Origin of the sequence: Kribbella sp. VKM Ac-2569 (assembly GCF_004216905.1) — a bacterium.
In the GTDB taxonomy this organism is placed as follows: domain Bacteria; phylum Actinomycetota; class Actinomycetes; order Propionibacteriales; family Kribbellaceae; genus Kribbella.
The window spans coordinates 53,018-79,315 of the sequence record NZ_SGXJ01000008.1 but is presented as its reverse complement, the minus strand read 5'-3'; the positions used below and the strand labels follow the sequence as shown (position 1 = coordinate 79,315).

The following is a 26,298-nucleotide window of genomic DNA, read 5'->3' as shown; positions in this document are numbered from 1 at the left end:
TCAGCCTCCCCAGCCCCGGACCACGGCGTACAGGCCGAGCACCGAGCAGGCGAGTGGGATCAGCGCCAGCGTGACCAGTACTTCGAGGATCTCGGCGTACCTGCTCAGGTACGGGCTCGGGAGCTTGGTGCTGTACCGGAGGCCGCAGAAGATCGTGATCGCGGCCAGCATGACCATCAGCGGCACGATCAGCGAGACCGGGTCGGCGGCCGATGCGCTCAGCGGACCGAGTACCAGACAGGCGATTCCGGTCAATGCGGTGATGAGCAACATCAGGCGGTGCTTCACCACCGGGTAGATCCTTGCCCGCAGCAAGCAGCCGAGGGTGAGCAGTCCGGTGAGCACGGTGGCCGGCGTACTGCGGTCCGTGGTCAGCAGCACCAGGCACACCGAGACCGCGATCGCGACGCCGGTGAGCATGCCGGTGAGCAACCCGTCGGCGCGGACCACCGCGCCGTACACGTGCCGCCGCGGTGGCTGTGGATCGTCGCGGACCAGATCGGCGGTCGTGCGCGGCAGGATCGGCATCGGGAGTCGACCGAGCCGGAGCGCGAGCGGACCGAGGAGCGGCGAGAACGCGAACGTCGCAGCGCCGAGGATCGCGGCGACGTCGGGGCCGTCGAGCGACTCCGCCGTACCGATCCAGCCGGCGATGAGGCCGAGCAGGCCGGTGCTCGTGGCCGCCGCGAACAACGAGCCGCTGTCCACGATCCCCAGATAGCAGGCGACTCCGGCGAGCATCAACGCCGTACCGGCGGACAGAATCTGGGGTGCACCGATCGCCGGCCAGGTCGACGTACCGGCGAACAGCAGGCCGCCTCCGATCGCCGCGAACGGCAGCCCGAGACCGCCGAGCAGTGCGCCCGCGCCGGAGTCTCCGACCACGCGGGCCAGCGCGACCCCTGCGGCGACCAGTAACGCCGAGGTGAGCAGCAGCCAGCTCGCGGCGTCGGCCCAAGGCGCACCGCGGCGGAGGACGACGGCCATCACCACCAGCAGGGCGAGCGCGGCACCGGTCAGGCCGGCGATCCGGGTGTGACGGGCAGTCCACGGTACGCCGAGTTTGCCCGCGCCGGAGGCGACCGCGTCGACCAAGTCGTCGTACTCCAGTTCCGGCCAGTCGAGACCGCGCGACACCAGGTGCAGGATCTCGCCGTCGCGGATCCGGTGCGAGCCGAGAGTCCGGCCGAGGTTCAGCTCCATGCCGTCACTGCGCCGCAGGACCCAACCGCCGCCCGGTGCGCCCTGGTCGGCGAGGTGCTCACCGGACTTGGTCAGGAGACCGGGAAGGACTTCGGCTATTGCTGCTTGTTCGGGTAAGGCCAGGTCGAGGCGCCGTTGCGGAGCCACGACTGTCACCCGGACCAAACCTGTGATGTTCATGTCCCAACTGTCTTGGCGATCGGGCGATCGGGAGCGGGCGCGACAGCTTCCTGCCGTCCAGGACCGGCATACGTCGGGTCGCCTTAGCGTGCTGTTCGTGACGACTGATCGAGAGCTGCTGATCCCGGTAGGGCACGACCTGGGAGTGGTGTATTCGGGGGCGGACGAGCGACGGCAGCAGGTCCGGGTGGGCGTCGAGGTCGCCGAGTTGCAGGACCACGAGTTCGCGGTCTGGCTGCTGGCGCACGGGATCGACGACCAGGACCGGCCGACGCGGTCGTCGCTGACGGAGCGCGCCGTCAACGTCGGGCTGGAGGCAGGCCAGGTGGCCGAGGTCGCCGAACGGTTCCTCCGCGACGGCTTGCTGGCGGCGGTCGATCCGGCTGCGGACGGCGCGGTCGAGTTCGCCTGTCAGCATCAGCTCTTCCCGCTGCTGCAGGGACTCGGGCCGGATCCGGTCCAGCCGTGGATGCAGACCGTCGGGCTCCTGAATCAGCCGGTCGCGCAGGTCTCGGTCGCCGTGTACGACGTACTGATGTGGGCGCAGCTCGCGCCGGAGCTGTGGAGCGGTTGCCATGATGCGACCAAGGTTGCTGAGCAGGCAGGGGCGCCGGAGACGGATCCGCGGACGGTGCTGTCCGGTGTGCTCGGGCAGATCCACGGTCTGCTGTGCGTGCGCGCGGCGTACTTCGATCGCCGGAGGCTCCGATGACTGCGCTGGTTTTCCCGATCGGGCATTACAACGGCGTTCGCGAGCAGGAGCAGGTCGTCCGGGTCGGGTGGAGTCAGCATCGGCTCGATGCGGACGCGTTCGCGGTCTGGGTGCTTGCCCACGCGGTGCCGGAGATTGGCAAGGGCGCTTGGACTGTCGACGATGTCGTCGTACACGCTCAGCGGGCCGGAGTCGCCGAGCCGGCGGCGTACGTCGAGCGGCTCGCCGACGCGGGACTGATTGCCGTTGTCGAGGAAGGACGGCAGTTCGCGCAGCGGCACCGGCTGGACATCATGTTCGTTGGCCTCGGCAACGCTCCGGACCGGCTGGAAGGGCATGCGGTGGGGATTCCCGGGCTCGGGACCGCCGCGATCCTCGACCCGGACTGCTACGAGTTGTGGCAATGGGGTTCGGTGGCCCCGACGTTGTGGCACAGCTGCGAGGTCCGCGCGACGGTGACCTCGGAGCCGTCCGGCCGGCCCGATCCGGACGCTGCCCTGGCCGAAATCCTCGGCGACCTGCGGTTCCTGGTGGCACGCGGATGCGCGTACCTGGACGTTGCGGGATGACAAGATGACCCTGATGGCTGAGATCTCCCCCGATGCGCTGGTGCCGCGGGCCACCGGGCCGGTGGCCACGGTGTACCTGCTGGCGCCTCCCGGCGGGCGGACGGTCGCGTTGAAGGTCTATCCGCAGCCGCTCGATCGGCGGACCTACAACGGCATCGAGGTCGAGCAGGCGAAGCTGGCTGGGTTGCGGTCGGCACCGTCGATCGTCCGGGTGGAGTCGCTGGACGACCTGCCCGACGGGCGGACCGCGCTGCGGATGGAGTTCTGCCCGCAGTCGTTGCCGGATCTGGTCGCGAGCGGACCGCTGCCGATCGGGGATGTCATCGTCCTCGGGCAGATCCTCAGCTCGGTCCTGGCCGAGGCGCACGACGCCGGGCTCGTGCACGGCGGGGTAACGCCGGCCAACGTGCTCGAGCGGTCCAGCGGGCAGCCCGCATTGTCGGACTTCGGGCTCGCGCTGCGGCTGCGGTTCCCGCGCGACCTGATGGGCGACGCGGCGTACACGGCTCCCGAGGTACTGCGGGAAGGCGAGCTGTCCGAGGCGGCCGACGTCTACGGGCTGGGCGCCGTACTGTATCTGGCCCTGACCGGGCGGCCGCCGTTCCCGGCGCGGACGGGTGAGCCGCCGGACGGCGTCGTACTGCGGGTCTTGCGGGAACCGCCCGCGGAGGTGACCGGCCGGGATGTGCCGCCGGCGTTGTCGGCGCTGCTGCAGCGAATGATGGCGAAGGAGCCGGACGCCCGCCCGGAGGCTGCGGCCGTGGTCGCCGAGTTCGAGGCGTTGCTGGCCGGTGCGGGGGCGGTTCCGGAGGACGAGCTGGACTTCGACGACTTCCGCGACGAACTGGCCGCGGGCCGGAGCGTTCCGCTGGCCGTCGTCGAGGCGCCGAAGAAGAAGAAGGCACCCGCGAAGCAGAAGCCGGCCAAACCTGTACCCGGAAAATCTCGGAAACCGCTGTTGCTAGGTGCGGGCGCGGCAGTCGCGCTGGTGGCCGTCGTACCGGTGGTGTTCCGGCCGGGCGGCGACGACCCGGCGGGTCAGGTGGCCGCGCCACCGCCGGCTGTCAGTACGCCGACTCCGACTACGACTCCTCCGAAACAGGCCACGATCAAGCTGAATCCGCCTGTGGACAAGGGCACCTCGGTTGTCCTGACCTGGTCGTACCCGCGGAAGCTGACGTACGCCGTGATCGTCGCGGAGCAGGGCGCCAAGCAGCCCCAGACGACGCTCCGGGGCACGATGACCTCGCTGACCGTGCAGGTCAGCAGCGGTCTGAAGTACTGCTTCCTGGTGCAGGGCACCGACGGCGTGGACAAGTTCGAGAGCGCGCCGAGGTCCATCCGCGGTGCTACCTGCAGTGGCTGACGCTGGACGGACTGTGGACCGGTTCTGGACCTTGATCGCCTAGTCTGACCGAGTGAGGCCGATCCCGTTCCGCCCCAGGCGGTTGACCGAACTGCTCCGCACACGTGGCCGCTCCGAGGCCACGCTCGCCGCGGTGGTGGCCGGCTGCGTCGCGCTGATGAGCGTGGTCGTGCTGACCGGCGCCGGCTCCCCGGACAGCGGCGTGAAGTTCACGCAGTCCGGTCACTGGGTCTACAACAGCGTGGTCGGACGGATCTTCCACCTGGACGGCGCGACCGGCAAGGTGGACGCGGACACCGAGGTGAAGACCGCTTCGCCTGGTGCACAGGTCGTGCAGACCGACAAGCAGGGGTACGTGCTGTCCCGGTCGCGGATCGACCAGTTCGGCAAGTCCGACCTGACGGTTCTGGACCCGGTGCAGCCGCCGGCGACGAACGAGCAGCCGGTCGGGCTTGAAGCGGCCGGTGCGGCGTTCGCCGTGTACCAGCAGTCCGGGCGGGTCGTGCGGTTCGGCGACAAGGAGACGATCGCCTTCCCGGGCGGGCCGCTCAGCGATCCGGTCGTGACGTCGGACGGGACGCTGTGGGTGCACCAGGTCGGCGAGGGCGACCTGTGCCGGTTGCCGATGACGGCGGACCGGATGTCCTGTCCCGCAACGGCTCCCAAGGGACACAAGGGCGCGCTGACCGCGGTCGGCTCGAACGCCGTGTTCGTCGACCTGACCGCGCGGCAGGTGTACACGCTGAACGCCGGCGGGATGGACGCCGGACCCGATCTGGGCGACATCGACGTACCCGACGACGCGCTGGTCGCGGGCAACGACGTCGACGGCCGACTGGCGATCGTCGACCGGACCCACAACCGGCTGCACCTGGTCGACATCTCGCACCCGGACAAGCCCGAGGCGCCGATCAGCACGTCGATCCCGAAGGGGAACTACGACAAGGTCGCGTCCTCCGGCGACGGGCTCGCGCTGCTGGACCGGAAGAACTCCAACCTGATCACGCTCGGCCGCGACGGCCGGAAGGTCGCGGAGGCGAAGATCCCGAGCCGGCCGGTCGGCGGGCGTGAGAAGCCCGTGGCGAGCCTGTACCGCGGCGACGACTCCCGGGTGTACGTCGAGAACGGGATCGGCGACCGCGTCGTCGTGGTCGACCGCGACGGCGAGACCGAGTCCGTGGATATCGGCACCGGGAAAGACGGCGGCGGCAAGCCGACGACCACGCCCAACCCCAAGAACACCGCGAAGCCGACGATCACGCCGCCGGCCAAGCCCAAGACCACGGTGCCGCCTCCTCGCACCACACCCCCGAGGACCACGCCTACTCGCAAGCCGGAGGCGCCGCGGAAGACCACTCCGCCGAATCGGCCGGGCAACGAACGCACGCCGGACAAGCCGGATCCCGGCAAGACGAAGACGCCACCGCCGACCCGCAAGACCACTCCGCCGACACCGCCGAAACCACCGGCCGCGAAGCCGGGGCGGCCCGGTGCCCCACTGAACGTGGCGGCCCGGATCATCGACGGCGGCGCGGTCGTCACCTGGGGCGCGGCTTCGGCGCATGGCGCCACAATCACGGCGTACAAGCTGAGCTGGACCGGCGGATCGACGACGGTCAGCGGGTCGACGCGGTCGGCACTGATCCCGAGCTTGAAGACGAAAACGGCGTACTACTTCACGATCTACGCGGTGAACAGCGCCGGCAACGGGCCCGCGGTGAAGTCGAACCGGGTCGAGCTGAAGTGGAACCCGGCCGAGTCACCGCGCGAACTCCTGGTCGGTGACGACGGCATCAGCGGGAGGCTGACACTCAGCTGGATGCAGCCGACGATGGGCGACGGGACATTCCTGCGGTACGAGGTGTCGATCGGGTCGAGCACGGCGCCGGTCCGGGTGAAGTCGACCACCACGTCCGCGACGATCAGCGGCCTGACCGACGGGAAGTACTCCAACTTCTTCGTACGCGCGATCACCAAGGCATCGGACGGGCAGGAGGTGGTGGGCAAGTACAGCAGCCTGCGCGCGACAACCGTCGCCAAGGAGCAACCCACCAAGCGGGTGGTGGCGTCGCGGGGCGACGGTACGACGTACGGCGACAACTGCCAGCACCCGGAGTGCGCGTACGTCCAGGTCCGGATCGAGAACCTGACGCCGAACACGACGTACAGCATCAAGCCGTACACGTCCGAGTGGGGCAACTTCAACCCCGGCTACAGCACCAAGACCGACGCCCAGGGCCAACTCCTCGTCCCCGACCAGTTCCCCTGCAGCGCCGTAGGCCAACTCACCTGGGTAACCGTCCAAGGCCCCGAAGGCACCTACACCTCCAACAAGTTCTTCTGGAAATCCGACACCTGACCCACCGCTCGCCCACCACCACTCCGCCACGGCCGGCGAAGGGCTATCCCGCTCTCCTGTCCGATGGGTGGGTGGTGATCACCCGATCCGGGGTCGTGCAACAGGCAGTGGTGGGTCGGCACCTGGTGCCACCACCGCCTATCCCCACACCCCCGACAGTGGCGCACGTCTCCACCACCGCGTCCTGGGGGCAGGGCTCCCCAGTCCGGGTTTGTGATCCTCCCCAAACCAGTTTGAGGAGGATCACCTGCCGTTTCCGGGGTGCACGGCTCCCCACTCCCGGACGAAACGGCCCCCAAACCGGTTTGGGGACCGACGGCAGCGAGGGGTTTGCGGGTGGTGGTCAGCTTGACGGGTAGAGCACCGGCGAGACGCCATGCGCGCGACCACAGTCACGCTCAGGTGCACTACCCAGCCACCCGAACCTCCTGTCCGAAAGCACGTGCGCCTCACCGCACCACCGCAACCACCCACACATCAGTCACAACAGCCGGGGTTATCCCCGCGCGTTGTGGGTTCTCTACTGATACATGAGGGGAGAACCCTGCACGCGAGGGGATAACCCCGGCTCTCCTGACCCACTCTGCTGCGGAAGGTGTGCCTCGGTCGGGCGGAGGGTCAGTTCTTGACGGCGAGGACTGCAGCGATGAGGCGTTGGTAGTCGGTGAGGTCGTCGGGGGCCTCTTCGTTGCGCCATTCGGAGGCGGGGACGATGCCGGGCTCGAGGACGGTGAAGCCTTCGCCGAAGAGGGCGAGGATCTGCTCGTCGGTGCGCCAGCGGCCGCGGCCCAGGGAGCCCTGCAGGACCTGCTCGAGTTCCTGGCTGCGGGGGTCGTTCTCGCTGCGGAAGTGGCTGATGAAGACGTGGCTTCCGGCGGCGATCCGGTCCTTCCAGAAGGCGACGATGCCGGCTGGGTCCTCGTCGTCGTTCACGTGGTGCAGGGTGGCGCTGAAGATCACACCGACCGGCTGGCCGAAGTCGATCAGCCGCACGGTGTCCGGGTGCTCGATGATCGCCTTCGGCTCCCGCAGGTCGGCCTGGATGACCGCGGTGTTGTCGTTCTCGGCGAGCAGCGCGCGGCCGTGCGCGAGCACGATCGGGTCGTTGTCGACGTACACGACCTTCGCGTCCGGCGCGTACCGCTGGGCGACCTGGTGCACGTTGTCCGCGGTCGGCAGGCCGCTGCCGAGGTCGATGAACTGCCGGACCGGCGTGTTCGTGACGATCTCGCGGACCGCGCGGATCAGCGCGCCGCGGTTGTCGTACGCGATCACGCGGGAACCGGGCAGTTCGTTGATGAACCGGTCCCCGAACGCACGGTCGACCGCGAAGTTGTCCTTGCCCCCGAGCAAGTAGTCGTACGTCCGCGCGATACTCGGCTTGGTCGTGTCGAAGCCCGGGAACGGCGTGTTCTCCGTCGCCGGCTCGTCTGCATCGGCCATCGCGCGGAATCCTTCCTTGTCGAGACGGAAGTCACTCTATGCGACACCGAAACTACCCCGCTCCCGACCCCGGCCAGTCCCTGTCTACCGACCGGTTCCCGGACGGCGGAGCCTAGCGGGTGAACAGTGTTCGCAGTTCGAGCGACGCCTGGAACCGGTCGACCCACGGCCGTCCGCGCAACGCCTTCTGCAGCTCGCGGACTCCGGTCCACGCGTCGTTCTGCACGTCCGGCGTCGTCGCTCCCCCGGACCACAGCGCGTGGTCGACCGCCTGCGCGACCCGCGTCAGCCCACCCGCGGTCTCCGGCAACTCCTTCGCCGCATCGGCGAGGTCCCGCACAGTCATACCCGCAGTCACGGGTACGCCGTGCGCACGCAACCGATCCCGCGCCTCGGCCCACGCCCCGACCACCGCCGCGCTCCCGCCCCGCCGCCGGCGTCGCGCCGACCGGACGAGCTTCAACAGCGGTACGCCGACCAGCCACAGCAGCAACAACCCCGCCGACACCGCGAACACGGCGGTCAGCGAAATCGGCGGCAGAACGGGCCTGCCCGTGTCGTCGCCCCGGTCGGTCTGCGGCGGGACCTCCGGGTCCTTGATCTTCTCCACCGACGGTACGGCGGCCCGCGCCTGGCTGGTGATCTCGTCGATCGACCCAGCGACCGTAGTCTTCCCGGTGGCCGCGTCCTCGGCCGGATCCAGCGGCCACCAACCGAGGCCGTCGACCGCCACCTCCGGCCAGGCGAACGCGTCCGAGTTCCGCACGGTGTAGTACCCGTCCGCCTCCGGCTTCGCGGGCGCACGGAACCCGACCACCAACCGCGCCGGAATCCCGTTCAACCGCGCGAGTACGACGTACGCCGCAGCGAACTGCGCGCTCGTCCCCGGCTGCTTGGTCTCGGCCTGCGCCCCACCCGGCTTCTCGTCGAGGAGGAAACTCTTCAGCTGCGGCCACCCGTACCCGGTCGGCAGGTTGTCGCCGACCGCGACCGTGTAGTGCTGCCGCATGTACTTCTCCAGCGCGATCGCCGTCGCGAACGTCGCCCGCTTCCCCTGCAACGGATCGATCGACGCGATCTCCGGCGGCACCGGCCCGAGGTCGTTGAGCCCACCCTGAGCGTCCCCGTCGATCCCGGCGTTCAGCAGGTACTGCGCATCGATATCCGGCTTCCGCCACGTCAGCGTGTAGTCGTCCGGCCGGCCCGACGACATCAACGTCCCGCCGATCGGCTCCACCTGCGGATCCGTCACACCGCTGACCGTTGCCGGCAGCAACTGGCTCGGCAGCCACGGCCCGTCCAGGTCCTCGAGCTGCACACTCGCCGACTCGAGCGACGTCGGCACGCGTACGTCGGAACCCACCTCGGACCCCATCCGCAGGAACGGGTGGTCGGTCGTCCAGTTCGACCCGTCGAAGTCGTCGAGCGCGACCTGCCGCCAGCGATCGACCGGCTTCGAGGCCGTGTACTTGAACACCACCTCGTCGCGCTGCCGCGCACTCAACCGGCTCGCCAGCTCGTCCAGCGGACTCGTCTGCCGTACGCCGGGAGCCGTCGCGGACTGCACTTTCTGCAGCGAGTACGGCGTACGCCCGACCGGATCGATCGTGCTCACGACGAGCCCGCACACGATCGCGGCGACGGTCACCACCGCGGTCGCGACCCATGGCGCGACCCGCCGGTACTCGAGGTTGTCGGGGATCAGCAGCGCCACCACGATCAGCCCGAGCGCCGCCGCGATCAGTACGGCGCCCCACCCGTCAGCCGCGATATACAGCTGACTCGCACCGATGACCCCGAGCCCGGGGGTCAACGCGACCAGCGGTGGCACACGGTCGAGCAGCTCGACCGCGAGCAGACAGGCGATCAACGTCAGCAGCGGCACGAACACCACGAGCTCGGGATCCGGTCGCGCCGGCCAGGTCGACTCCAGGGTCAACCGCCAGCCCGTCAGCCCGTCCCCGAGTGCCCGGATCGACGCCGCTGTTGGCAATCCGGCGACAGTAGTTGCCCGCAGCACCGTTTCGACTACGGCGAGCAGACCGCCGAGCACGATCAGGATCGGCCGCCACGCCGCGAGCCAGTGCCGGCAGATCTCCGTGACGACGAAGGTGATCAGACACACCGATCCCACCGGCAGCCACAGGTTGCGCAGCCCGAACACCGGCCCGAAGCACAACCCGCCAACAAGCACAGCGGCGAGAACCGCAATCGTCTGCCGGCGGCTCATTGCAATACTCCCGTCCACTGCTGCAACGCTTCCTGGGCCGAGCCGCCGAGGACGACCTGGGCGCTGAGGATCGGCGCGACACCTTGCGCCTCGCCGAGGCCGATCACAGTCACCGACGAGTACCGGCTGAGCAGCGGTGCGAAGTCCGCAGCCGATCCGCGCGCGCCAGTGACCACGACGATCGCGCCGCCCGCGGACGATCCGGTGGTCAGCACGAGGGGCACCAGACCGGACTTGTCGTCCCGCTGCTCCACCACGCACAGCTCGTCGAGGAACATCCGGGACGCGACGGCGCCGCCGGGAGCAGCGAGGTCGGCACCGGTGGTCGTCACCAATCGGCAGCGGTGGCCGGCCGTGGACGCTGCGAACAGGATCGACGCCGCGACCTCGGTCGCCTCTTCAAAAGTTGCCTCGGACAACGGTTCGCGCCGGGTGTCAAGCAGTACGGTGAGCCGCGGCTGATCCGGATCGGCGTAGTCGCGGACCATCAACTGCCCGGTGCGCGCGGTCGCCTTCCAATGCAGGTGGCGAACCTCGTCGCCGACGACGTACGGGCGGACGTCGCGCAGGTCGGCCGATCCGCGCAGCGAGTCGTCCGCGGTCCGTCCGACGTGGTGGTGCCGCGGCCGGCCGGCGACCACGGTCTTGGTCGGATGCCGCTTCGGATGCACCCACAACGTCGCGACTTCGCCGGTTGCCTTGCGGTTGCGGGCCAGGCCGAGCGGGTCCCGCCGTTCGAGCGTCAGCGGCCCGACCGCGATCTTCCCGCGCCGCAAGGTCGGCAGCTCATACCGGTACGTCGCCTCGCTGCCCGGACCGAGCCGCCGGATCTTGACCTCCTGCCGATCGTCACCCGCCGAGTCGTGCGCGGCGAACGCGGCCTGCCAGCGGGTGCCCTCGTTCCGCACCCGCAACGTCGCCAGCGCCGGACGGCCGCGCTCGACCCGGTCCGGTGACAGCACGCGCTGCACGGTCACCTGTGGCTGCCGCACCGTCAGTACGGTCGCGGCGATCAACGCACCGAGCCCGATCCCGGCCAGTGCGCGAAAGACGGAGTACCCAGCCAATTCGCCCAGCACATAGGCGGCGATCGACCCGAGCAGCACCGCCACCCCGCGTCCCGTGAGCCTCATCCGACCGGCCGCATGTCAGGTCGCGGTCGCGCCGGCCGTCGGCGCCGGTACGGCGGACAGCACCTCGTCGACCACGGACGACGGGGGCCGTTGGCTCAGCTCCGCGTCCGGCGTCAGCACCAACCGATGTGCGAGCACCGGATGCGCGACCTGCTTGACGTCGTCAGGCGTCGTGAACGCCCGGCCGTCGGTGGCGGCGAACGCCCGGGCCGCGCGGACCAGGGCGATGCTGCCGCGCGGGCTCGCGCCGTACCGGACCGCGGTGTGCTCGCGGGTCGCGGCGGCCAGTTTCACGGCGTACGAACTGATCGCGGGGTCCACGTGGACGGACCGCACGGCGGCGATCGCGTTCCGCAATGCCGGTACGTCGATGACCGGGCTGAGCGAGTCGGGTCCGACCCGGCCGGTGTCGCCGAGCACGATCCGGACCTCCGCGTCATGGTCCGGGTAACCGATCTCGATCCGCATCAGGAACCGGTCGAGCTGGGCCTCGGGCAACCGGTAGGTGCCCTCCATCTCGATCGGGTTCTGGGTGCCGATGACCAGGAACGGGTCCGGTACGGCGCGGGTGTTCGAGTCGACCGTGACGCGGCGCTCGGCCATCACCTCGAGTAGCGCGGACTGCGTCTTCGGCGTACCGCGGTTGATCTCGTCGGCGACCACCACGTTGGCGAAGATGCCGCCCGGGTGGAACTCGAACGTCTCGTTGCCCTGGTGGTAGACCATCACGCCGGTGATGTCGCCGGGCAGCAGGTCCGGCGTGAACTGGATCCGGTTCCAGCTGGCGTCGATGCTGCGGGCGATGCACCGGGCCAGCGTGGTCTTGCCGAGCCCCGGCACGTCCTCGATCAGCAGGTGCCCCTCGGCGAACAGCGCGGTCAACGCCAGCCGGATCACCTCGGGCTTCCCGTGGATCACCTTCGCCAGGTTGTCCGCCACCAACCGATACGCCTCGCCGGGCGGAATCGTCGCGCTCATAAGGATCTCCCGTGGTGTACGCCGAACTGCACTGAGTGACCCTACTCAGCCGTGGTCCATCCGCCGTACAGAACCGGTCTACTACTGGACGGTAGGCAGCTGGATCTCGAAGATCGCGCCGCCTTCGTCCGCGTTGTAGACCTTCAGATCGCCGCCGTGGGCGAGCACCACCCAGCGCACGATCGACAGGCCGAGCCCGGTCGAGGCACCGCCGGTCGTGTACGGCTCGAACAGGTCCTCGCCGACCGTTGGATCGATCCCCGGGCCCTGGTCGGCGACCGTGACCCGGCCGTCGGCGACCGTCACCGTGATGATCGCCTGGTCCGCTCCCGGCGCCCGGCCGTGCCGCATCGCGTTGCCCAGCACGTTGCCGATCGCCCGCTGCAGCAGCGTCGGGTCGGCACGCACCATGGTCGGCGCGGTCACCAGCGAGAACCGGGCATCTCCGGTCGGCATGTCCTCGACCACGCCGGCGACCAGCTGATCGAGCCAGACCGGCTGCATCGCGAGGTGCTCCACACCCGCCGCGAGCCGGGCGCGGACGAGCAGTCCGTCGATGATGTCGCCCATCCGCCCGGCCAGCCGGACGGTCCGCGGCAGCAGTTCCGCGCGCTGTTCGGGATCCCGCTCCGCTGTCTCGGCGAGCGCGCGTAGTGCGGCAACCGGCGTACGCAAGTCGTGGGCGGTCTCGGCGAGCAGCGTCTCCTGCTGCTCGAGAGCGGCCATCGCGGGGCGGATCGCGCGACCGGACAACCAGTAGCCGACGAGCGCGGCGGCGCCGATCAGGATCGCGCATACGACCAGCACCGCGATCGTCAGCTGCTGGTGTTGATCGCTCTGGTCATGCGTGTCCTTCCAGGCGAGTACGGCGCCGAAATACTGCCCGTTGGAGTCCTTGAACGGCTCGACCGCGATGTGCACCTCGTGCCCGTTCACCGCCTTCTTGTCGGCGGTCAGGGGACCACCGCTGTCCACCGCCTGGGTGGCGAGGTCCGCGAGCACCTGCTGGTCGATCTTCACGCACTCCTTCGTGCTGAAGTACGAGTCGAAATCTCTCGCCTTCCCCGGCATGACGGCGAACTGGGGGCAGTCCGACGACAGCGGGTCCGGCGGGATCCGGGCGGTGACCAGCGAACCGTGGTTCTCGTCGATCAACCGCAGCACGGGCTGCGTCACCACACTCAGGTCGTGGTCGAGCTGATCGGCACCGCGTTGTGCGTCCAGGACGATGATGACCGGCGCCAGCACGATCAGAGCGACCGTGTTCGTGGCGGTGAACAGCACGGTCAGCCACCAGCGCAACCGGCGTAGCCGGTCGGCCGACGGACCGCGCATCCCGCGCTGACTCATCCCGCACCACCGGGGCTGTGCAGCCGGTACCCCTGGCCGCGAACGGCTTGGACCAGGTCCGGACCGCCGCGCAGCCGGTTCCGCAGCCGGGTGATCGTGACGTCGACGACGTTCGACATCGGGCCGTCGCCGTCCCAGCAGTGGTCGATCAGCTCGGCCCGGGTGACCAGCTGCTCGGGCCGCGACATCAGGTATTCCAGCACGCAGAACTCCTTGCCTCGCAGGGTCACCAGCACGCCGGCCCGGTGCACGGTACGCCGGGCGGTATCGAGCTCCACGTCGGCGTACCTGATGATCGGCGGACGGATGGTCGGGCCCCTCCGGACCAGGCTGAGCACCCGGACGATGAGCTCCTCGACCGCGAACGGCTTGACCAGGTAGTCGTCGCCACCGTGCTCGAACCCGTCCACCCGGTCGGCCAGCGTGTCCCGTCCGGTCAGGAAGAGTACCGGGAGGGTCCAGCCCTCCTTCCGGCGACGGCTGACGTAGGCGAGCGAGTCGACCTTCCGGCCGTCGATCTCGAACATCCGGTCGAACACGGCGCAGTCGTACGAGTTCACGAACAGTTTCTCGTCCGCGTCGTCCAGGTCGACCGCCAGATCGACGGCGAGATTGGCGGAGCGGAGCGCCGCCGGGACGGCCACCTGCAGCTCCTTGTCGTCCTCTACCACCAGTACGCGCACGGCCCTCCTCGCGTGTCATCGAAATGTCATCGTCTCCCCGGATCGTATGTGTCATGAACGGTCACGCAGCGCACACACCAGACCGGTTGAGCTTCCGGGTGCTGGGCCCGCTCGAGGTCGACGGGCCGGACGGACACCCGCTGGACCTCTGCGGCGGCAAGCCGGCGACCGTGCTGACCCTGCTCCTGCTGCACCGCAACGCCTGGGTCAGCACCGAGCAGCTCGTGGACGCGGTCTGGGCCGGCCGGGACGTGCCGGCCTCGGCGCAGAACAACCTGAAGACGTACGTCTGGCAGCTCCGCCGCTCGCTTCCGGAGGAGCGGATCGAGAGCCGCCCGGGTGCGTACCGGGTGCACGTACTGCCCGGCGAGCTCGACGCCGACGTCGCAGCCGCACTGTGCGACGAGGCCCGCGAGCTGCTCAGCCGGAAGGACGCGGCGCAGGCGGTCACCGTCGTCCAGCGCGCACTGAGCCTGTGGCGTGGTGTGCCGTACGACGGGTTGACGGCCGATGCCACGTCGGCGGTGGACCGGCTGACCGAGCTGCACCGGGCGCTTCGCGAGGACCTGGCGGACGCACAGCTGCTGCTGGAGCGGCCTGCCGAGGCGATCGCCGTACTGCGGGCGCTAACCGAGGAGGAGCCGCTCCGGGAGCTGGCATGGGCCCGGTTGATGGCGGCGTACCGGCAGGTCGGGCGACGGCACGACGCGTTGGCGGCGTACCAGCGAGCCCGGACCGCGCTGGTCCGCGACCTGGGGATCGAGCCGTGCGCCGAGCTGACCGCGCTGCACCAGCAGATCCTCAGCGAGGAGTCGCCCGCGGTCCTACCGACGCCGGTGCCGCCGGTGAGCTCGAACCTGCCGCCGCGGGTCCGTACCTTCGTTGGCCGCGGTCCTGAGCTGCGCGCGCTGCGCGGCGCGACCGGCGTCGTCACGATCGACGGGATGCCCGGCATCGGCAAGACCGCGTTCGCGCTCGAGGTCGCCGCCGCCTCCGGTTTCGAGACCCAGCAGTACGTCGACCTGAACCGCCCGATGTCGTTGCCGTCGGCAACCGGCCTGTTGATCCTGGACAACGTCGAGCACGCCGACCAGGTCCGGCACCTGCTGCCGAACGACCCGGGCGCGCTGGTGCTGGTGATCAGCCGCCGCCGGCTCTCCGATCTCGACCGTACGGCGGCCATGACGCTCGACGTACTGGCACCGGACGAGGCCGCGAAACTCACCGACCTCGAGCAGATCCTGAGCTGCTGCGGCGGTCACCCGGGCGCGATCCGGCACCTGCTCGAGCGACTGCGCAACCGGCAGCCGTGGACGGTCGCGCGGATGGCGGCCCGCCTCGAGGATCAGAGGGCGCGGTGCCAGGCGCTGGGCGAGGTACTCGCCCGCTTCGACGCCGCGTACGAGGCACTCCCCGGTCCGGTCCAGCGGCTGTACCGGCTGATCGGGATGACGCCGCGCTTCGACCTGCGCCAGGCGGCCCGGCTCACCGGCACCAGCCAGTCCGACGCCGAGCTGATGGTCGATCAGCTGATGGACCTCAACCTGGTCACCGAGCCGGCACCGGGACGCTTCGAGCTGCACCCGCTCGTCCGCGATCACGCCGGCCAGTTGCTGGTCGTCGCCGGACCCAAAGCGGAGCTGGTGGCATGAGATCCGCTGCCTACGGTGCGGCGCCTCAGCACGAGGGCGAGTCGGAGTACGCCGCGACCACCACGACCCTCCCGCAGGCGACCGCAGTCGGGATGCCGCTGGCGCAGCCTCGGGTGCAGCAGCCGCCGACGCGCACCCTGATCGCGTCGGTTGGCTCGGTCAAGCCGTCTGAACAAAAGCTGCATCTGGCTGCCGAGCCGCCTGCACCGGCACCGGTCGCCGACACCGTCGAGCTACCGGACCGGGTCGTCCATGTCGGGCAGATCATCTGCTGGCAACTGGCCGTGGTGGCCGTCGGCGCGGCGACCACCGCGTCCCGGACCGTACTGATCCTCACCTCGGTCGCCGCTGTGTCGCTGGTCCTGCTCACCGCCGTTCGCATCCGCGGCCTGTGGCTCTACCGGTGGGCGGGCGTCCTGCTCGTGTTCCTGGTACGGCGACGCAAGCACGACCTCGGCGAGGACATCGCGGTCCGGTTGGTCAGTACGTTCCACGGCCGGACCTCGACCGACCAGGTGGTCGTCCGCGAGCAGCCGTACGGCGTTCTCAGCCGACCGTTCGGCGCAAGCGTCGCGCTTCGGCTCGGTCCAGACACACAGCACCGGCTGCTGCCGCAGTTGGGTCAGCTCGCGGAGGCGTCGGACGAGCAGCCGGTCGGTATCGGCGTACAGCTGATCCTGCACACCGGGGTCAAGCACAACCAGCCACCGCGGGCGTGGATCGCGGTCGCGGCCGAGCGGACGCCGGACATCGCCACCGACGAGCAGTTGCGGCAGGTACTCGCGAACACGGTCCGTCGATTGGTTCGGCGGCTCGACCGCGAGCAGGTCGAGAACATGCCGCTCGACGAGTCCGACGTACTCGCGTCCCTCGGCGCGCTGGCCCACGCGAACGCCGGCCGCGGACAACTCCACGAGCGCTGGACCTCTTGGTCCTGCGGTCCGGTCCGGCAGCTGTCCGTACGACTGGCCGGATCCGCATCCTTGCCTGCAGCAACTACTCACGCGTTGATCGGCGCGCTGCTCGGTACCGGGACCGGCGCCGCACAGACGATCGCCGTCACTGCAACCTCCGCCCATTCGTCTTCCGCCCGCCACGACGTCGTACTCCGCCTGGCCGCATCCCATCCGGCCACGCTCGACACGGCGTTCTCCGTCCTGACCACGCTGGCCCGCTCCTTCGGGGTCGAGCCCGAACGCCTCGACGGGCGGCACGCCGCCGGCGTCGCCGCCACGCTACCTCTGGGGGTACCTCTCTCATGACCGTAACAATGCTCAACCCGCCCACTGGATATCAGCAGATCCCTGCCCACGGAGGGCTTGCCGAGTTGCTCGCGTCCGCGGAGGACGAGGTGATCACCATGAGCACCCTCGCCGGTCCGACGTTCGGGCCGCGTGAGGTCAAGCACGGTGTGCGCTACCGGGCGATCTTCCCCGACCACGCGCGGACCACGCCGACCGTCGGCCGGCACCTCGGTGCGCTGTCGCTCGCCGGTGTCGCCGTACGGACGATCCCGCATGTGCCGATGAACGCGATCGTGATCGACGGTTCGGTCGCCGTACTCCCGGCCGACACCACCAACGGCAGCATCGCAGTACTGCGGCTGACCAGCGTCGTGGTGACCGCTCTGGAGTTGTTCGACCGGATCTGGCCGGACGCCGTACCGCTGGCCGACCGCGACCTGCCGGCCGAGGCCGACCTGTCGCTGCGCGAGCAGGAGATGCTGCGGCTGCTGGCACTCGGCGCGACCGACGAGGTGGCCGCAGCGCACCTCGACATCTCGGTCCGGACGGTACGCCGGATGGTCGCGCAGATCATGAACCGCCTCGGCGCCCGCAGCCGCTTCCAGGCCGGCGTCAAGGCCGCCGACCGCGGCTGGCTCCTCGAGCGCGCCTCATGAGAATCCTGTCCGTCGCGGCGGATCGTCCCGGTGCCTATCAGACCGTCGGCTCCGCGCTTCTCGAGGCGCCGGACGGGGCGACGGTCGCGATCGCCGCCGGGACGTACGCCGAGACGCTCGAGCTCACCGGGCGCTCGGTGACGCTGCAGGCCGAGGACGGTGCGGACGTCGTACTGGACGGGTCAGGTGCCGACTGGCCGACGATCCGTGCCGTCGACGGCACGCTGACCCTGCGCGGGCTGGAGATCCGCGCAACGGACGGGATCGCGGTCTCGGTCGACCGGACGGCGCTGACGGTCGAGAACTGCACCATCTCCGGACGCACCCGGCCCGCGCTCAGTGTCCACGCAAGTACGTCGTTCACTGTCGAACGCTGCACGGTGAGCGGCGCCGAGACCGGGATCGTGGTCGAGGGCGCCGGCGGGCAGATCCTGGACACGACCGTCCGGGAGATCTCCGGCGACGGGATCGTCGTGGCCCTGGGTGCCGACCCGTTGATCCGCGGCTGCACGATCACCGGCTGCGGCGGACGCGGCGTGTACATCTACCAGTACAGCCGTCCGGAACTCGTCGACGTCGAGATCGGCCAGACCGGCACCGAAGGCATCGGCGTCGCGCACGGCAGTACGCCGACGGTCCGCCGGCCGACCGTGCACGACACCCGCGGATCGGCGATCACGTTCGCGCCCGGCTGCGGCGGAGCGGTCGAGGGCCTGCGGGCGACGAACACCGCGGAGCCCGCGCTGTCGATCGCGGCGGGCAGCACGGTCGAGGTGATCGAGCAGAGTACGGCGTCGGCCGAGAACGGTCCGGTGGACGACCTGCTCGGCGACCTGGACACGATGGTCGGGCTGCCCGGCGTGAAGGCCGAGGTACGGGCGCTGGTCGACGAGATCCAGGTCAACGAGTGGCGAACCTCCGCCGGGTTGTCGATCGGCGCGGTCAGCCACCACCTGATCTTCGCCGGTGCGCCGGGGACCGGGAAGACCACCGTGGCCCGCCTGTACGGGAAGCTGCTGAAGGCGCTCGGCGTACTGCCGGACGGCGGGTTCATCGAGGTGTCGCGGCGGGATCTCGTCGGACAGTACATCGGGCACACCGCGGAGAAGACCGCGCTGGTCTTCGAGAAGGCGCTCGGCGGCGTGCTGTTCATCGACGAGGCGTACACGCTGTCCCGCGCGGCCGGGAACGGCGACTTCGGGCAGGAGGCGATCGACGCGCTGGTGAAGCTGATGGAGGACCACCGCGACGAGATCGCGATCATCGTCGCCGGGTACACCGCCGAGATGAACGACTTCCTGGCCGCCAACCCCGGTCTGGCGTCCCGGTTCTCGAAGACGATCGAGTTCGAGAACTACAGCGCCGAGGAGCTGCTGCTGATCACCGACCGAATGGTTGCCGGGGGCGACTATCTGCTCGACCCGGCAGCCGGCGCGCCGCTGACGTCGTACTTCGACCGGATCGCGGACGGCCCCAACTTCGGCAACGCCCGGGAGGCCCGCCGCCTGGTCGAAGGCATGCGCAAAGCCCAGTCCCAACGCCTCCGCGCCCTCGGCCGCCGCCCCTCCATGGACGAACTCCGCTCCCTCCTCGCCGCCGACGTCATCACCGCCGCAGGCTGAACAGGGCATGCCACAGCGACCGTCGTACGGCGGCCGCTGTGGTGCGATCGGTGACCTGGTCTGGCGGGCCCTGCCACCGGGGTTTCGTCAGTTCAGCGTGTGTTTCGGCACGTCGTGGTCGCGACGGCGCTCGGGAAGTTTTTCGTGCACCGCGTGGTCTGGGGTGCGTGGGGCCGGGCACACGGGGCCACGGCGGATCGGGCCGCCCCCCAGCTTCCGGCTCTTCCACTGCTTCTCTTCGTAATCGTAGTAGGTGTCGACGCCTCCGACTGTCATCGTGTCCTCCCTCAAACCCCCCGTCCCCTGCTGGCTCATCTACAGTCCGTCACGAGAGCCCCCGCAGCAAGTGATTCCGGAAATCACCACGGATCAACACGCTTGAACGCCGTCTTGTGTTGGAATGACCCACAAACGTGCACTTTGTTGGCAAGTCTCAGACGGCGAGGATCGCTACGCCGTGAGCGGGTAACAGGACCCCGTCGCCGATCAGCTCGGCCCCGGCGAACGACATCACCAGGTACTCCGGCACCGCGTCGACCGGCACCACCGCGTCGGACGCGGTCAGGTTCGCCACCACCCGCAGGCTGCCGCGGGTCACCACCAGCCAGGCGCCGGCCGGGTCGACCGCGATCCCGACGGACTCGAGCCGGTCGTCGCGCAGCTCCGGCATCCGGGCCCGGAATGTCAGCAGGTGCCGGTACCAGGTGAGTACGTCGTGATGCGGCGCCTCGTCCGGCTCGGACCAGTCGAGCACCGAGCTCCGCCAGGTCTGCGGATCCTGCGGGTCCGGGATCTCGTCCGCGTCCCAGCCGAACTCCGCGAACTCGCGCCGCCGCCCGGTCCGCACCGCGTCGGCGAGCGCGGGCTCGGTGAAATCGGTGAAGAACCGCCAGGGCGTCGAGGCGCCCCATTCCTCACCCATGAACAGCATCGGCGTGTACGGCGAGGTCAGCACCAGCGCGGCGCCGATCGCGAGCTGCCCCGGCGTCAGCGCCGGACGGTCGCCGAGCGCCCGGTTGCCGACCTGGTCGTGGTTCGACGTGTAGACCAGGAACTCGCCACCGCGGTGTTTGCGCGGATCGATCGGCCGACCCCAGTCCTTGCCGCGGAACGTCGAGTACTCCCCGTCGTGCAGGAACACCCGCGTCAGCGTCTTCGCGAACACTGCCGGATCTCCGAAGTCCACGTAGTACCCGAACCGCTCGCCGGTCAGCAGGGCGTGCAGCGCGTGGTGGAAGTCGTCGCTCCACTGCGCGGTCATCCCCATCCCGCCTTGCGACACAGGCTCGACCGTGCTCGGGTCGTTGAGGTCGGACTCGGCCACCAGCCCAAGCGGCCGTCCCAGGTCCTTGGACAACACTGCGGTCTCTGTCGACAGCTGCTGGAGGACGTGGGTCGGGCTGTCATCGACCAGCGCGTGTACGGCGTCCAGACGCAGTACGTCGATGTGGAAGTCGCGGAACCAGCGCAGTGCGTTGTCGCAGATCCACCGTCGTACCTCGGCACTGCCCGTGTCGTCGAGGTTGACTGCAGGGCCCCACGGGGTGGTGTGGCGAGTGGTGAAGTACGGACCGAAGCTGGCCAGGTAGTTCCCGCTCGGGCCGAGGTGGTTGTAGACGACGTCGAGACACACGGCCAATCCAGCGTCGTGACACCGGTCGACGAACCGCTGCAGTGCTTCCGGGCCGCCGTACGGCTCGTGGACTGCGTAGAGGTCCACACCGTCGTACCCCCAGCCGTGTACGCCGGGGAACGCGGCTATCGGCAGCAGCGAGACCACCTCTACGCCGAGCACAGCCAGGTAGTCCAGGTGCTCGGCGGCCGCGTCCAACGTGCCTTCCAACGTGAACGTGCCCAAGTGGAGCTCGTAGAAGACAGCACCGCGTACGTCGCGACCTGTCCAGCTGTCGTCGTTCCACTCGAAGCGGTCCGCGTCGAAGACCCGGCTGAACCCGTGGACACCGTCCGGCTGCCAGGGACTGCGTGGATCGGGTAGCGGGTCACTGCCGTCGACGGAGTACGCGTAGTCGGTGCCGTGGTGCGCCTCGACCACCTGGCGTTCCCACCAGCCGTCGTCGACGGAGCGCATCGGCAGCACACCATCCCGCAGTACGAGGTCGACGTTGGTCGCCTCGGGTACCCAAACGCGGAAGGTGTGCATGGCTGTCAGCTCCTGACCAGCAGGGCAACCGGCAGGTCGGTCAGCAGGTCGACGATCCGGGTAGCGCCACTGCCGACGTCGCGGCCGGTCAGCACGTTCTTCCACTGGCCACTCGGCAGCACGACCGTGCTCTCACCCCAGCCGCCCAGGCGCTGCAACGCGGCCGGCAGCCTGGTCGCAACGGTGATGACCGCGTCTCCACGGGCGAACGCAACCGCATGTCCGTTTGACGTCGGGAGCGGCGTGTAGCTGCCAGCAAAGGCTTCCGGGTACTGCCGACGGAGGCGGAGCGCCCGCGACGTCACAAGCAGCTTCTCGTCGGATAGGTCCTCCGGCTTACCGCCGTCGTCCAGACGCTGCAGCCGCTCGATGCGCTGCTCGTAGTCCACGGGACGTCGGTTGTCGGGGTCCACGAGGGAGAGATCGACCAGCTCGGTGCCTTGATACACGTCCGGTACGCCGGGCATCGTCAGCTGCACCAGCTTCTGTCCGAGCGTGGCTGCGCGCACGTAGTCGGTCTGCTCGTCAGCAAAGCGGCGTACCGAGTCGAGCACGGTGTCGTCGTGCAGGACTGCTGTTGCGAAGGCTGCGACGGTTTGCTCGTACTCGTCGTCCGGAGAGATCCAGCTCGTGTGCCTCTTGGCTTCGCGGATCGCCTTCAGGAGGTAGGCCCGTAGACGATCCTCAGCGAGCGGACCGTCGTACCAGGTGCCGAAGAGCGTCTGCCAGAACAGGTACTCCGTGCTGCCGTCCAGCAGCGGGCTCCGGTGGTCTTCCGAGAGCCTGCGCCACTCACGCACCGCCTCCGACCAGGCGGCCGGCTGCTCGGACAGTACGCCGAGACGCGCGCGGACATCCTCAGAGCGTTTGGTGTCGTGAGTGGACAGCGTGGTCATCGTCTTGGGCCAGTGCCGGTTCAGCTGGGAGGCGTACGCGTGGAACTCCTCCGGCGTGACACCGAAGTGCTCCGGGTCCCCACCGACCTCGTTGAGGGACGTGAGCCGCAGCCATCGGTAGAACGCGGTGTCCTCGACGCCCTTGGCCATCACCGGACCACAGGTCTGCTGGAAGCGCACGATCAGCTCGGCCCGCGCCTGCTCGTCGATCGCGTTCGTCTCGCGTCCCAGCAGGAGGTGCAGTACTACGTCCAGCGTCGCCTGCCGGTCCTCGTCGAGATTGGCCCGTGCCTTCTCGGCCGCACGCTCCATCGCAGCAACCGCCGCAGCAGGCGCCTCTTCACCTGGTACGACGTACGCGCGATAGACGTCGAACTGGACCAGCAGCTCGGCCACGACCTCGTGGAACGCCCGCCTGGTGTGGTCACGCAGTCGTACGTCGTCCTGGCAGATGCGGGCCAGCAACTCGACCAGTCGATGCACCTCGGCGTACTGCCCGTGCTGGACGATCTCGCGCTTCGCCTCCTCCACAACGGGCCCGAAGTCGGCTGGTGCGCCGGTGAGCTCCGAGTGGAGTGCTGCAAGCGGTGCCGCACCAGCAGGGTCCACGAACAGGCCGCCGACGCGCAGTAGGGCGTCGTACCCGGTGGTGCCGGCGCAGGGCCAGTCGCGCGGGAGCTGCTCGTCGCCTTCCAGGATCTTCTCCACCACGACCCAAGCGCCGCCGGTGCGCTCCGCCAGCCGGCGCAGGTAGCCGCGTGGGTCCGCCAGACCATCGGGGTGGTCGATCCGGAAGCCGTTGAGCTTGCCCTCGTGCAGCAGCGCGAGGAGGAGCTGATGCGTCGCGTCGAAGACCTCCTGCGTCTCCTGACGTACTGCGGCGAGCGTGTCGACGTCGAAGAACCGCCTGTAGTTCAGCTCCTCGTCAGCGACCCGCCAGTGCGCGAGGCGGTACCACTGCTCGGTGACGAGCTCCTGGATCGGCAGCTCCTCGGTCCCCGGCCGCAGCGGGTACTCGTGCTCGTAGTACCGCAGTACGTCGCCGTCGACCGACAACTCGCCGTCCGCCAGCACCTTGCCGATCCGCTGCCCCAGCACCGCCATCAGCAGCGGCTGGTTCCCGGCACCCCAGTCGACGTCGAACCAGTCCGCGTACTGCGAACCAGGCCCGAGCCGCAGCACCGACCACAACGCCTTGTTCAGGCTCTCCGGCGTCGGTACGGCGACATGGTTCGGTACGACGTCCGCGACGGCGCCCATGCGGTGCTCGGTGAGCTGCGCGGACAACCGGTCGAACGCGGGACGGCCGCCCATCGGCTCGGACAACCGGCTGTGGTCCACCACGTCGTACCCGTGGGTGGAACCGGGTGCGGCCTGGAGGATCGGGGAGAGGTACGCGTGGGAGATCCCGAGACCCGCCAGGTACGGCACTACCGCGGCGGCGGCGTCGAAGCCGAACTCGCCGCGGAGCTGAAACCGGTAGGTGGCCTGCGGGACAGCATTCATCCGGCCGCCTGCCTCGGGCGGGTCAGGACCAGCGTGCTGCGGGCCTCCAGCTGGACCGTGGTCCCGGCGGCGTGTGGCTCTTCGGACCCGGCACCGGTGGCACTCGTCGTGTCGACGACGACCGTCCAGTTCTCGCCGTACTCCTCGGGTGGGAGGAGGAAGTCGACCGGCTCGTAGTTGCTGTTCAGCAGGATCAGGAACGAGTCGTCGACGACGGGCTCGCCGCGGAGGTCCGGCTCGGAGATCGCGTCGCCGTTGAGGAAGACCGCGATCGCCCGGGCGTCGTTCTGCTGCCAGTCGCCGTTCTGCATCTCGGCGCCCTTCGGCGCGAACCAGACCAGATCGCCGAGTCCGTCGATCCCCGTGTCGCCGTGGAAGAAGCGGCGGCGGCGCAGCACCGGGTGGTTGTTGCGCAGGCGGACCACGGACCGGGTGAACTCGAGCAGGTGCTTCTGTGGCTCACCGAGCCCCCAGTCCACCCAGGCGATCTCGTTGTCCTGGCAGTAGACGTTGTTGTTGCCGCTCTGCGTCCGGCCCAGCTCGTCGCCGTGCGCGATCATCGGCACGCCCTGCGAGATCAGCAGCGTGGTGAGGATGTTGCGCTGCTGCTTCGCGCGCAGTCGCAGTACCTCTGGGTCGTCCGTCGCACCCTCCACACCGCAGTTCCACGAGCGGTTGTGGCTCTCGCCGTCCTTACCGCCCTCACCGTTCGCCGCGTTGTGCTTGTCGTTGTAGGAGACGAGGTCGCGCAGCGTGAAGCCGTCGTGGGCGGTGACGAAGTTGATGCTCGCCAGCGGCCGGCGGCTGTCGTCCTGGTACAGGTCCGACGAACCGGTCAGACGGGAGGCGAACTCGGCCAAGGTGTACTGCTCGCCCCGCCAGAAGTCCCGCACGGTGTCGCGGTACTTGCCGTTCCACTCCGTCCACAGCGGCGGGAAGTTGCCCACCTGGTAACCACCGTCGCCCACGTCCCACGGCTCGGCGATGAGCTTGACCTGGCTCACCACCGGGTCCTGCTGGACCAGGTCGAAGAACGCCGACAGCCGGTCGACCTCGTGGAACTGGCGGGCCAGCGTGGCCGCGAGGTCGAAGCGGAAGCCGTCGACATGCATCTCGGTGACCCAGTAGCGCAGCGAGTCCATGATCAGCTGCAGCACGTGCGGGTGCCGCATCAGCAGGCTGTTGCCGGTGCCGGTGGTGTCGTAGTAGTGCGTCTTGTCCTGGTCGACCAGGCGGTAGTACGCCGCGTTGTCGATGCCCTTGAACGACAGCGTCGGGCCGAACTCGTTCCCCTCGGCGGTGTGGTTGTAGACGACGTCGAGGATCACCTCGATGTCCGCCTCGTGCAGCGCCTTCACCATCGCCTTGAACTCGGTCACCTGCTGACCGCGGGTGCCGGTCGACGAGTAGGCGTTGTGCGGCGCGAAGAAGCCGATCGTGTTGTAGCCCCAGTAGTTCGACAGGCCGAGCTCCTGCAGGTGGCCGTCCTGGGCGAACTGGTGCACCGGCATCAGCTCGATCGCGGACACCCCGAGCTCCTTGAGGTGCTCGATGACGGCCGGGTGGCCGATACCGGCGTACGTGCCGCGGATGTTCTCCGGGAGTCCCGGATGCGTCTTGGTGAGGCCCTTGACGTGCGCCTCGTAGATCACGGTCTCGTGGTACGCGTGGCCCGGCGGGCGGTCGTTGCCCCAGTCGAAGAACGGGTTGGTCACCACCGAGAGCATCGTGTGCTCGCGGTTGTCCATGGTGTTCAGCTCGTCCGGTTTCGCGAACCGGTAGCTGAACAGCGACTCGTCACCGTCGATCTGCCCGTCGACAGCCTTCGCGTACGGGTCCAGCAGCAGCTTGGACGGGTTGCACCGGTCGCCTCCGGCCGGGTTGTACGGCCCGTGCACCCGGAAGCCGTAGCGCTGTCCCGGCTGCACTCCGGGGAGGTAGGCGTGGTGCACGAACCCGTCCACCTCGGTCAGCTGCACCAGCTGCTCGGTTCCGTCGTCGCCGATCAGCGACAGGTCCACTCGATCGGCAACCTCCGAGAACACCGCGAAGTTCGTCCCGGCGCCGTCGTACGTGGCGCCGAGAGGGTAAGGACGACCAGGCCATTTCTGCACCTGACGACAGTAGCCACCCCGGCCCCCGGCCACCGCACCGCCGGGTGTTTCGGTTGCGAGAATTCACCGGGGAAGGGCTTGCAGGTTGCTGCAAGACTCGCAACATCCCAATCTCAGCTCGATTCGACTAAGCTCTCGCCCTTGTGAAGCCGCATTCCGCTCGGCGGCCGGTCTTCCTGGACTCGACCGGGCGTCGCCGTCGCACCATCCGCAGGACTGGCGCCATCCTCGCCGTACCTAC

At 69.3% G+C, this 26,298-nt stretch carries 19 protein-coding genes; 8 read left to right on the top strand and 11 right to left on the bottom strand.

The genetic code is table 11. From position 1 onward, the window contains the following. Entirely contained in the window at positions 1-1,383 is a 1,383-nt protein-coding gene (gene eccD, locus EV649_RS38485; protein WP_130388668.1) for a type VII secretion integral membrane protein EccD, read from the bottom strand. 97 nt (positions 1,384-1,480) lie between these two features. Here eccD and EV649_RS38480 point away from each other — a divergent pair, with 97 nt between their 5' ends. From EV649_RS38480 to EV649_RS38465, 4 genes are read left to right on the top strand one after another with little or no spacing between them, the layout of a single operon-like run. After that, positions 1,481-2,095: a hypothetical protein gene (locus EV649_RS38480; RefSeq protein ID WP_130388667.1), complete on the top strand. Its 615-nt coding sequence runs from the start codon at positions 1,481-1,483 to the stop codon at positions 2,093-2,095. After that, positions 2,092-2,664 (top strand): hypothetical protein, encoded by a 573-nt coding sequence (locus tag EV649_RS38475; RefSeq protein ID WP_130388666.1) that lies wholly within the window; start codon positions 2,092-2,094, stop codon positions 2,662-2,664. Before EV649_RS38480 ends, EV649_RS38475 begins: the two co-directional genes overlap by 4 nt. A 13-nt stretch (positions 2,665-2,677) precedes the next feature. Further along, complete coding sequence (locus EV649_RS38470) at positions 2,678-4,030, top strand: serine/threonine-protein kinase (RefSeq protein ID WP_157996393.1); 1,353 nt, start codon at positions 2,678-2,680, stop codon at positions 4,028-4,030. 52 nt (positions 4,031-4,082) lie between these two features. After that, positions 4,083-6,389 (top strand): fibronectin type III domain-containing protein, encoded by a 2,307-nt coding sequence (locus tag EV649_RS38465; RefSeq protein ID WP_130388664.1) that lies wholly within the window; start codon positions 4,083-4,085, stop codon positions 6,387-6,389. 618 nt (positions 6,390-7,007) lie between these two features. Here EV649_RS38465 and EV649_RS38460 read toward each other — a convergent pair. The 6 genes from EV649_RS38460 to EV649_RS38435 all read right to left on the bottom strand — a co-directional run bounded on the left by EV649_RS38460 (position 7,008) and on the right by EV649_RS38435 (position 14,206). Then, complete coding sequence (locus EV649_RS38460; protein ID WP_130388663.1) at positions 7,008-7,832, bottom strand: SAM-dependent methyltransferase; 825 nt, start codon at positions 7,830-7,832, stop codon at positions 7,008-7,010. A 112-nt stretch (positions 7,833-7,944) separates the two neighbouring features. After that, positions 7,945-10,062: a DUF3488 and transglutaminase-like domain-containing protein gene (locus EV649_RS38455; RefSeq protein WP_130388662.1), complete on the bottom strand. Its 2,118-nt coding sequence runs from the start codon at positions 10,060-10,062 to the stop codon at positions 7,945-7,947. Further along, complete coding sequence (locus tag EV649_RS38450) at positions 10,059-11,195, bottom strand: DUF58 domain-containing protein (RefSeq protein ID WP_130388661.1); 1,137 nt, start codon at positions 11,193-11,195, stop codon at positions 10,059-10,061. The genes EV649_RS38455 and EV649_RS38450 overlap by 4 nt, the downstream gene beginning before the upstream one ends. Before the next feature lie 15 nt (positions 11,196-11,210). Then, entirely contained in the window at positions 11,211-12,173 is a 963-nt protein-coding gene (locus EV649_RS38445) for a MoxR family ATPase (RefSeq protein WP_130388660.1), read from the bottom strand. An 81-nt stretch (positions 12,174-12,254) separates the two neighbouring features. After that, positions 12,255-13,523: a HAMP domain-containing sensor histidine kinase gene (locus EV649_RS38440; protein WP_241999218.1), complete on the bottom strand. Its 1,269-nt coding sequence runs from the start codon at positions 13,521-13,523 to the stop codon at positions 12,255-12,257. After that, positions 13,520-14,206 carry a response regulator transcription factor gene (locus tag EV649_RS38435; protein WP_130388659.1) on the bottom strand — a complete coding sequence of 229 codons (687 nt, stop codon included), beginning with the start codon at positions 14,204-14,206 and terminating at the stop codon, positions 13,520-13,522. The genes EV649_RS38440 and EV649_RS38435 overlap by 4 nt, the downstream gene beginning before the upstream one ends. Positions 14,207-14,259: 53 nt before the next feature. Here EV649_RS38435 and EV649_RS38430 point away from each other — a divergent pair, with 53 nt between their 5' ends. The 4 genes from EV649_RS38430 to EV649_RS38415 are packed head-to-tail and all read left to right on the top strand — an operon-like array spanning position 14,260 to position 19,380. Further along, a complete protein-coding gene (locus tag EV649_RS38430) occupies positions 14,260-15,858 on the top strand; it encodes an AfsR/SARP family transcriptional regulator (protein WP_198682932.1) in 1,599 nt (532 codons plus the stop codon). After that, positions 15,855-17,120, top strand: coding sequence for a type VII secretion protein EccE (locus EV649_RS38425; protein ID WP_130388657.1), 1,266 nt, complete (start codon positions 15,855-15,857; stop codon positions 17,118-17,120). The genes EV649_RS38430 and EV649_RS38425 overlap by 4 nt, the downstream gene beginning before the upstream one ends. After that, positions 17,117-17,758 carry a helix-turn-helix transcriptional regulator gene (locus EV649_RS38420; protein WP_130388656.1) on the top strand — a complete coding sequence of 214 codons (642 nt, stop codon included), beginning with the start codon at positions 17,117-17,119 and terminating at the stop codon, positions 17,756-17,758. The genes EV649_RS38425 and EV649_RS38420 overlap by 4 nt, the downstream gene beginning before the upstream one ends. After that, positions 17,755-19,380: a right-handed parallel beta-helix repeat-containing protein gene (locus EV649_RS38415; RefSeq protein WP_130388655.1), complete on the top strand. Its 1,626-nt coding sequence runs from the start codon at positions 17,755-17,757 to the stop codon at positions 19,378-19,380. Before EV649_RS38420 ends, EV649_RS38415 begins: the two co-directional genes overlap by 4 nt. A gap of 87 nt (positions 19,381-19,467) precedes the next feature. Here EV649_RS38415 and EV649_RS38410 read toward each other — a convergent pair whose 3' ends face one another. The 4 genes from EV649_RS38410 to glgX all read right to left on the bottom strand — a co-directional run bounded on the left by EV649_RS38410 (position 19,468) and on the right by glgX (position 26,057). Continuing rightward, entirely contained in the window at positions 19,468-19,656 is a 189-nt protein-coding gene (locus EV649_RS38410) for a hypothetical protein (protein WP_130388654.1), read from the bottom strand. Positions 19,657-19,813: 157 nt separating this feature from the next. Then, positions 19,814-21,541: a malto-oligosyltrehalose trehalohydrolase gene (gene treZ, locus EV649_RS38405; RefSeq protein ID WP_130388653.1), complete on the bottom strand. Its 1,728-nt coding sequence runs from the start codon at positions 21,539-21,541 to the stop codon at positions 19,814-19,816. 5 nt (positions 21,542-21,546) lie between these two features. After that, complete coding sequence (gene treY, locus EV649_RS38400; RefSeq protein WP_130388652.1) at positions 21,547-23,943, bottom strand: malto-oligosyltrehalose synthase; 2,397 nt, start codon at positions 23,941-23,943, stop codon at positions 21,547-21,549. After that, positions 23,940-26,057 carry a glycogen debranching protein GlgX gene (gene glgX / locus EV649_RS38395; protein ID WP_130388651.1) on the bottom strand — a complete coding sequence of 706 codons (2,118 nt, stop codon included), beginning with the start codon at positions 26,055-26,057 and terminating at the stop codon, positions 23,940-23,942. Before glgX ends, treY begins: the two co-directional genes overlap by 4 nt. Between the last annotated feature and the right edge of the window lie 241 nt (positions 26,058-26,298).

Bases quoted from the DNA above. Each gene is read 5' to 3' on its own strand.
- eccD (WP_130388668.1), bottom strand. From the start codon at position 1,383: ATGAACATCACAGGTTTGGTCCGGGTGACAGTCGTGGCTCCGCAACGG.
- EV649_RS38475 (WP_130388666.1), top strand. From the start codon at position 2,092: ATGACTGCGCTGGTTTTCCCGATCGGGCATTACAACGGCGTTCGCGAG.
- EV649_RS38470 (WP_157996393.1), top strand. From the start codon at position 2,678: ATGGCTGAGATCTCCCCCGATGCGCTGGTGCCGCGGGCCACCGGGCCG.
- EV649_RS38460 (WP_130388663.1), bottom strand. From the start codon at position 7,832: ATGGCCGATGCAGACGAGCCGGCGACGGAGAACACGCCGTTCCCGGGC.
- EV649_RS38455 (WP_130388662.1), bottom strand. From the start codon at position 10,062: ATGAGCCGCCGGCAGACGATTGCGGTTCTCGCCGCTGTGCTTGTTGGC.
- EV649_RS38450 (WP_130388661.1), bottom strand. From the start codon at position 11,195: ATGAGGCTCACGGGACGCGGGGTGGCGGTGCTGCTCGGGTCGATCGCC.
- EV649_RS38445 (WP_130388660.1), bottom strand. From the start codon at position 12,173: ATGAGCGCGACGATTCCGCCCGGCGAGGCGTATCGGTTGGTGGCGGAC.
- EV649_RS38440 (WP_241999218.1), bottom strand. From the start codon at position 13,523: ATGAGTCAGCGCGGGATGCGCGGTCCGTCGGCCGACCGGCTACGCCGG.
- EV649_RS38430 (WP_198682932.1), top strand. From the start codon at position 14,260: ATGAACGGTCACGCAGCGCACACACCAGACCGGTTGAGCTTCCGGGTG.
- EV649_RS38425 (WP_130388657.1), top strand. From the start codon at position 15,855: ATGAGATCCGCTGCCTACGGTGCGGCGCCTCAGCACGAGGGCGAGTCG.
- EV649_RS38420 (WP_130388656.1), top strand. From the start codon at position 17,117: ATGACCGTAACAATGCTCAACCCGCCCACTGGATATCAGCAGATCCCT.
- EV649_RS38415 (WP_130388655.1), top strand. From the start codon at position 17,755: ATGAGAATCCTGTCCGTCGCGGCGGATCGTCCCGGTGCCTATCAGACC.
- EV649_RS38410 (WP_130388654.1), bottom strand. From the start codon at position 19,656: ATGACAGTCGGAGGCGTCGACACCTACTACGATTACGAAGAGAAGCAG.
- treZ (WP_130388653.1), bottom strand. From the start codon at position 21,541: ATGCACACCTTCCGCGTTTGGGTACCCGAGGCGACCAACGTCGACCTC.
- treY (WP_130388652.1), bottom strand. From the start codon at position 23,943: ATGAATGCTGTCCCGCAGGCCACCTACCGGTTTCAGCTCCGCGGCGAG.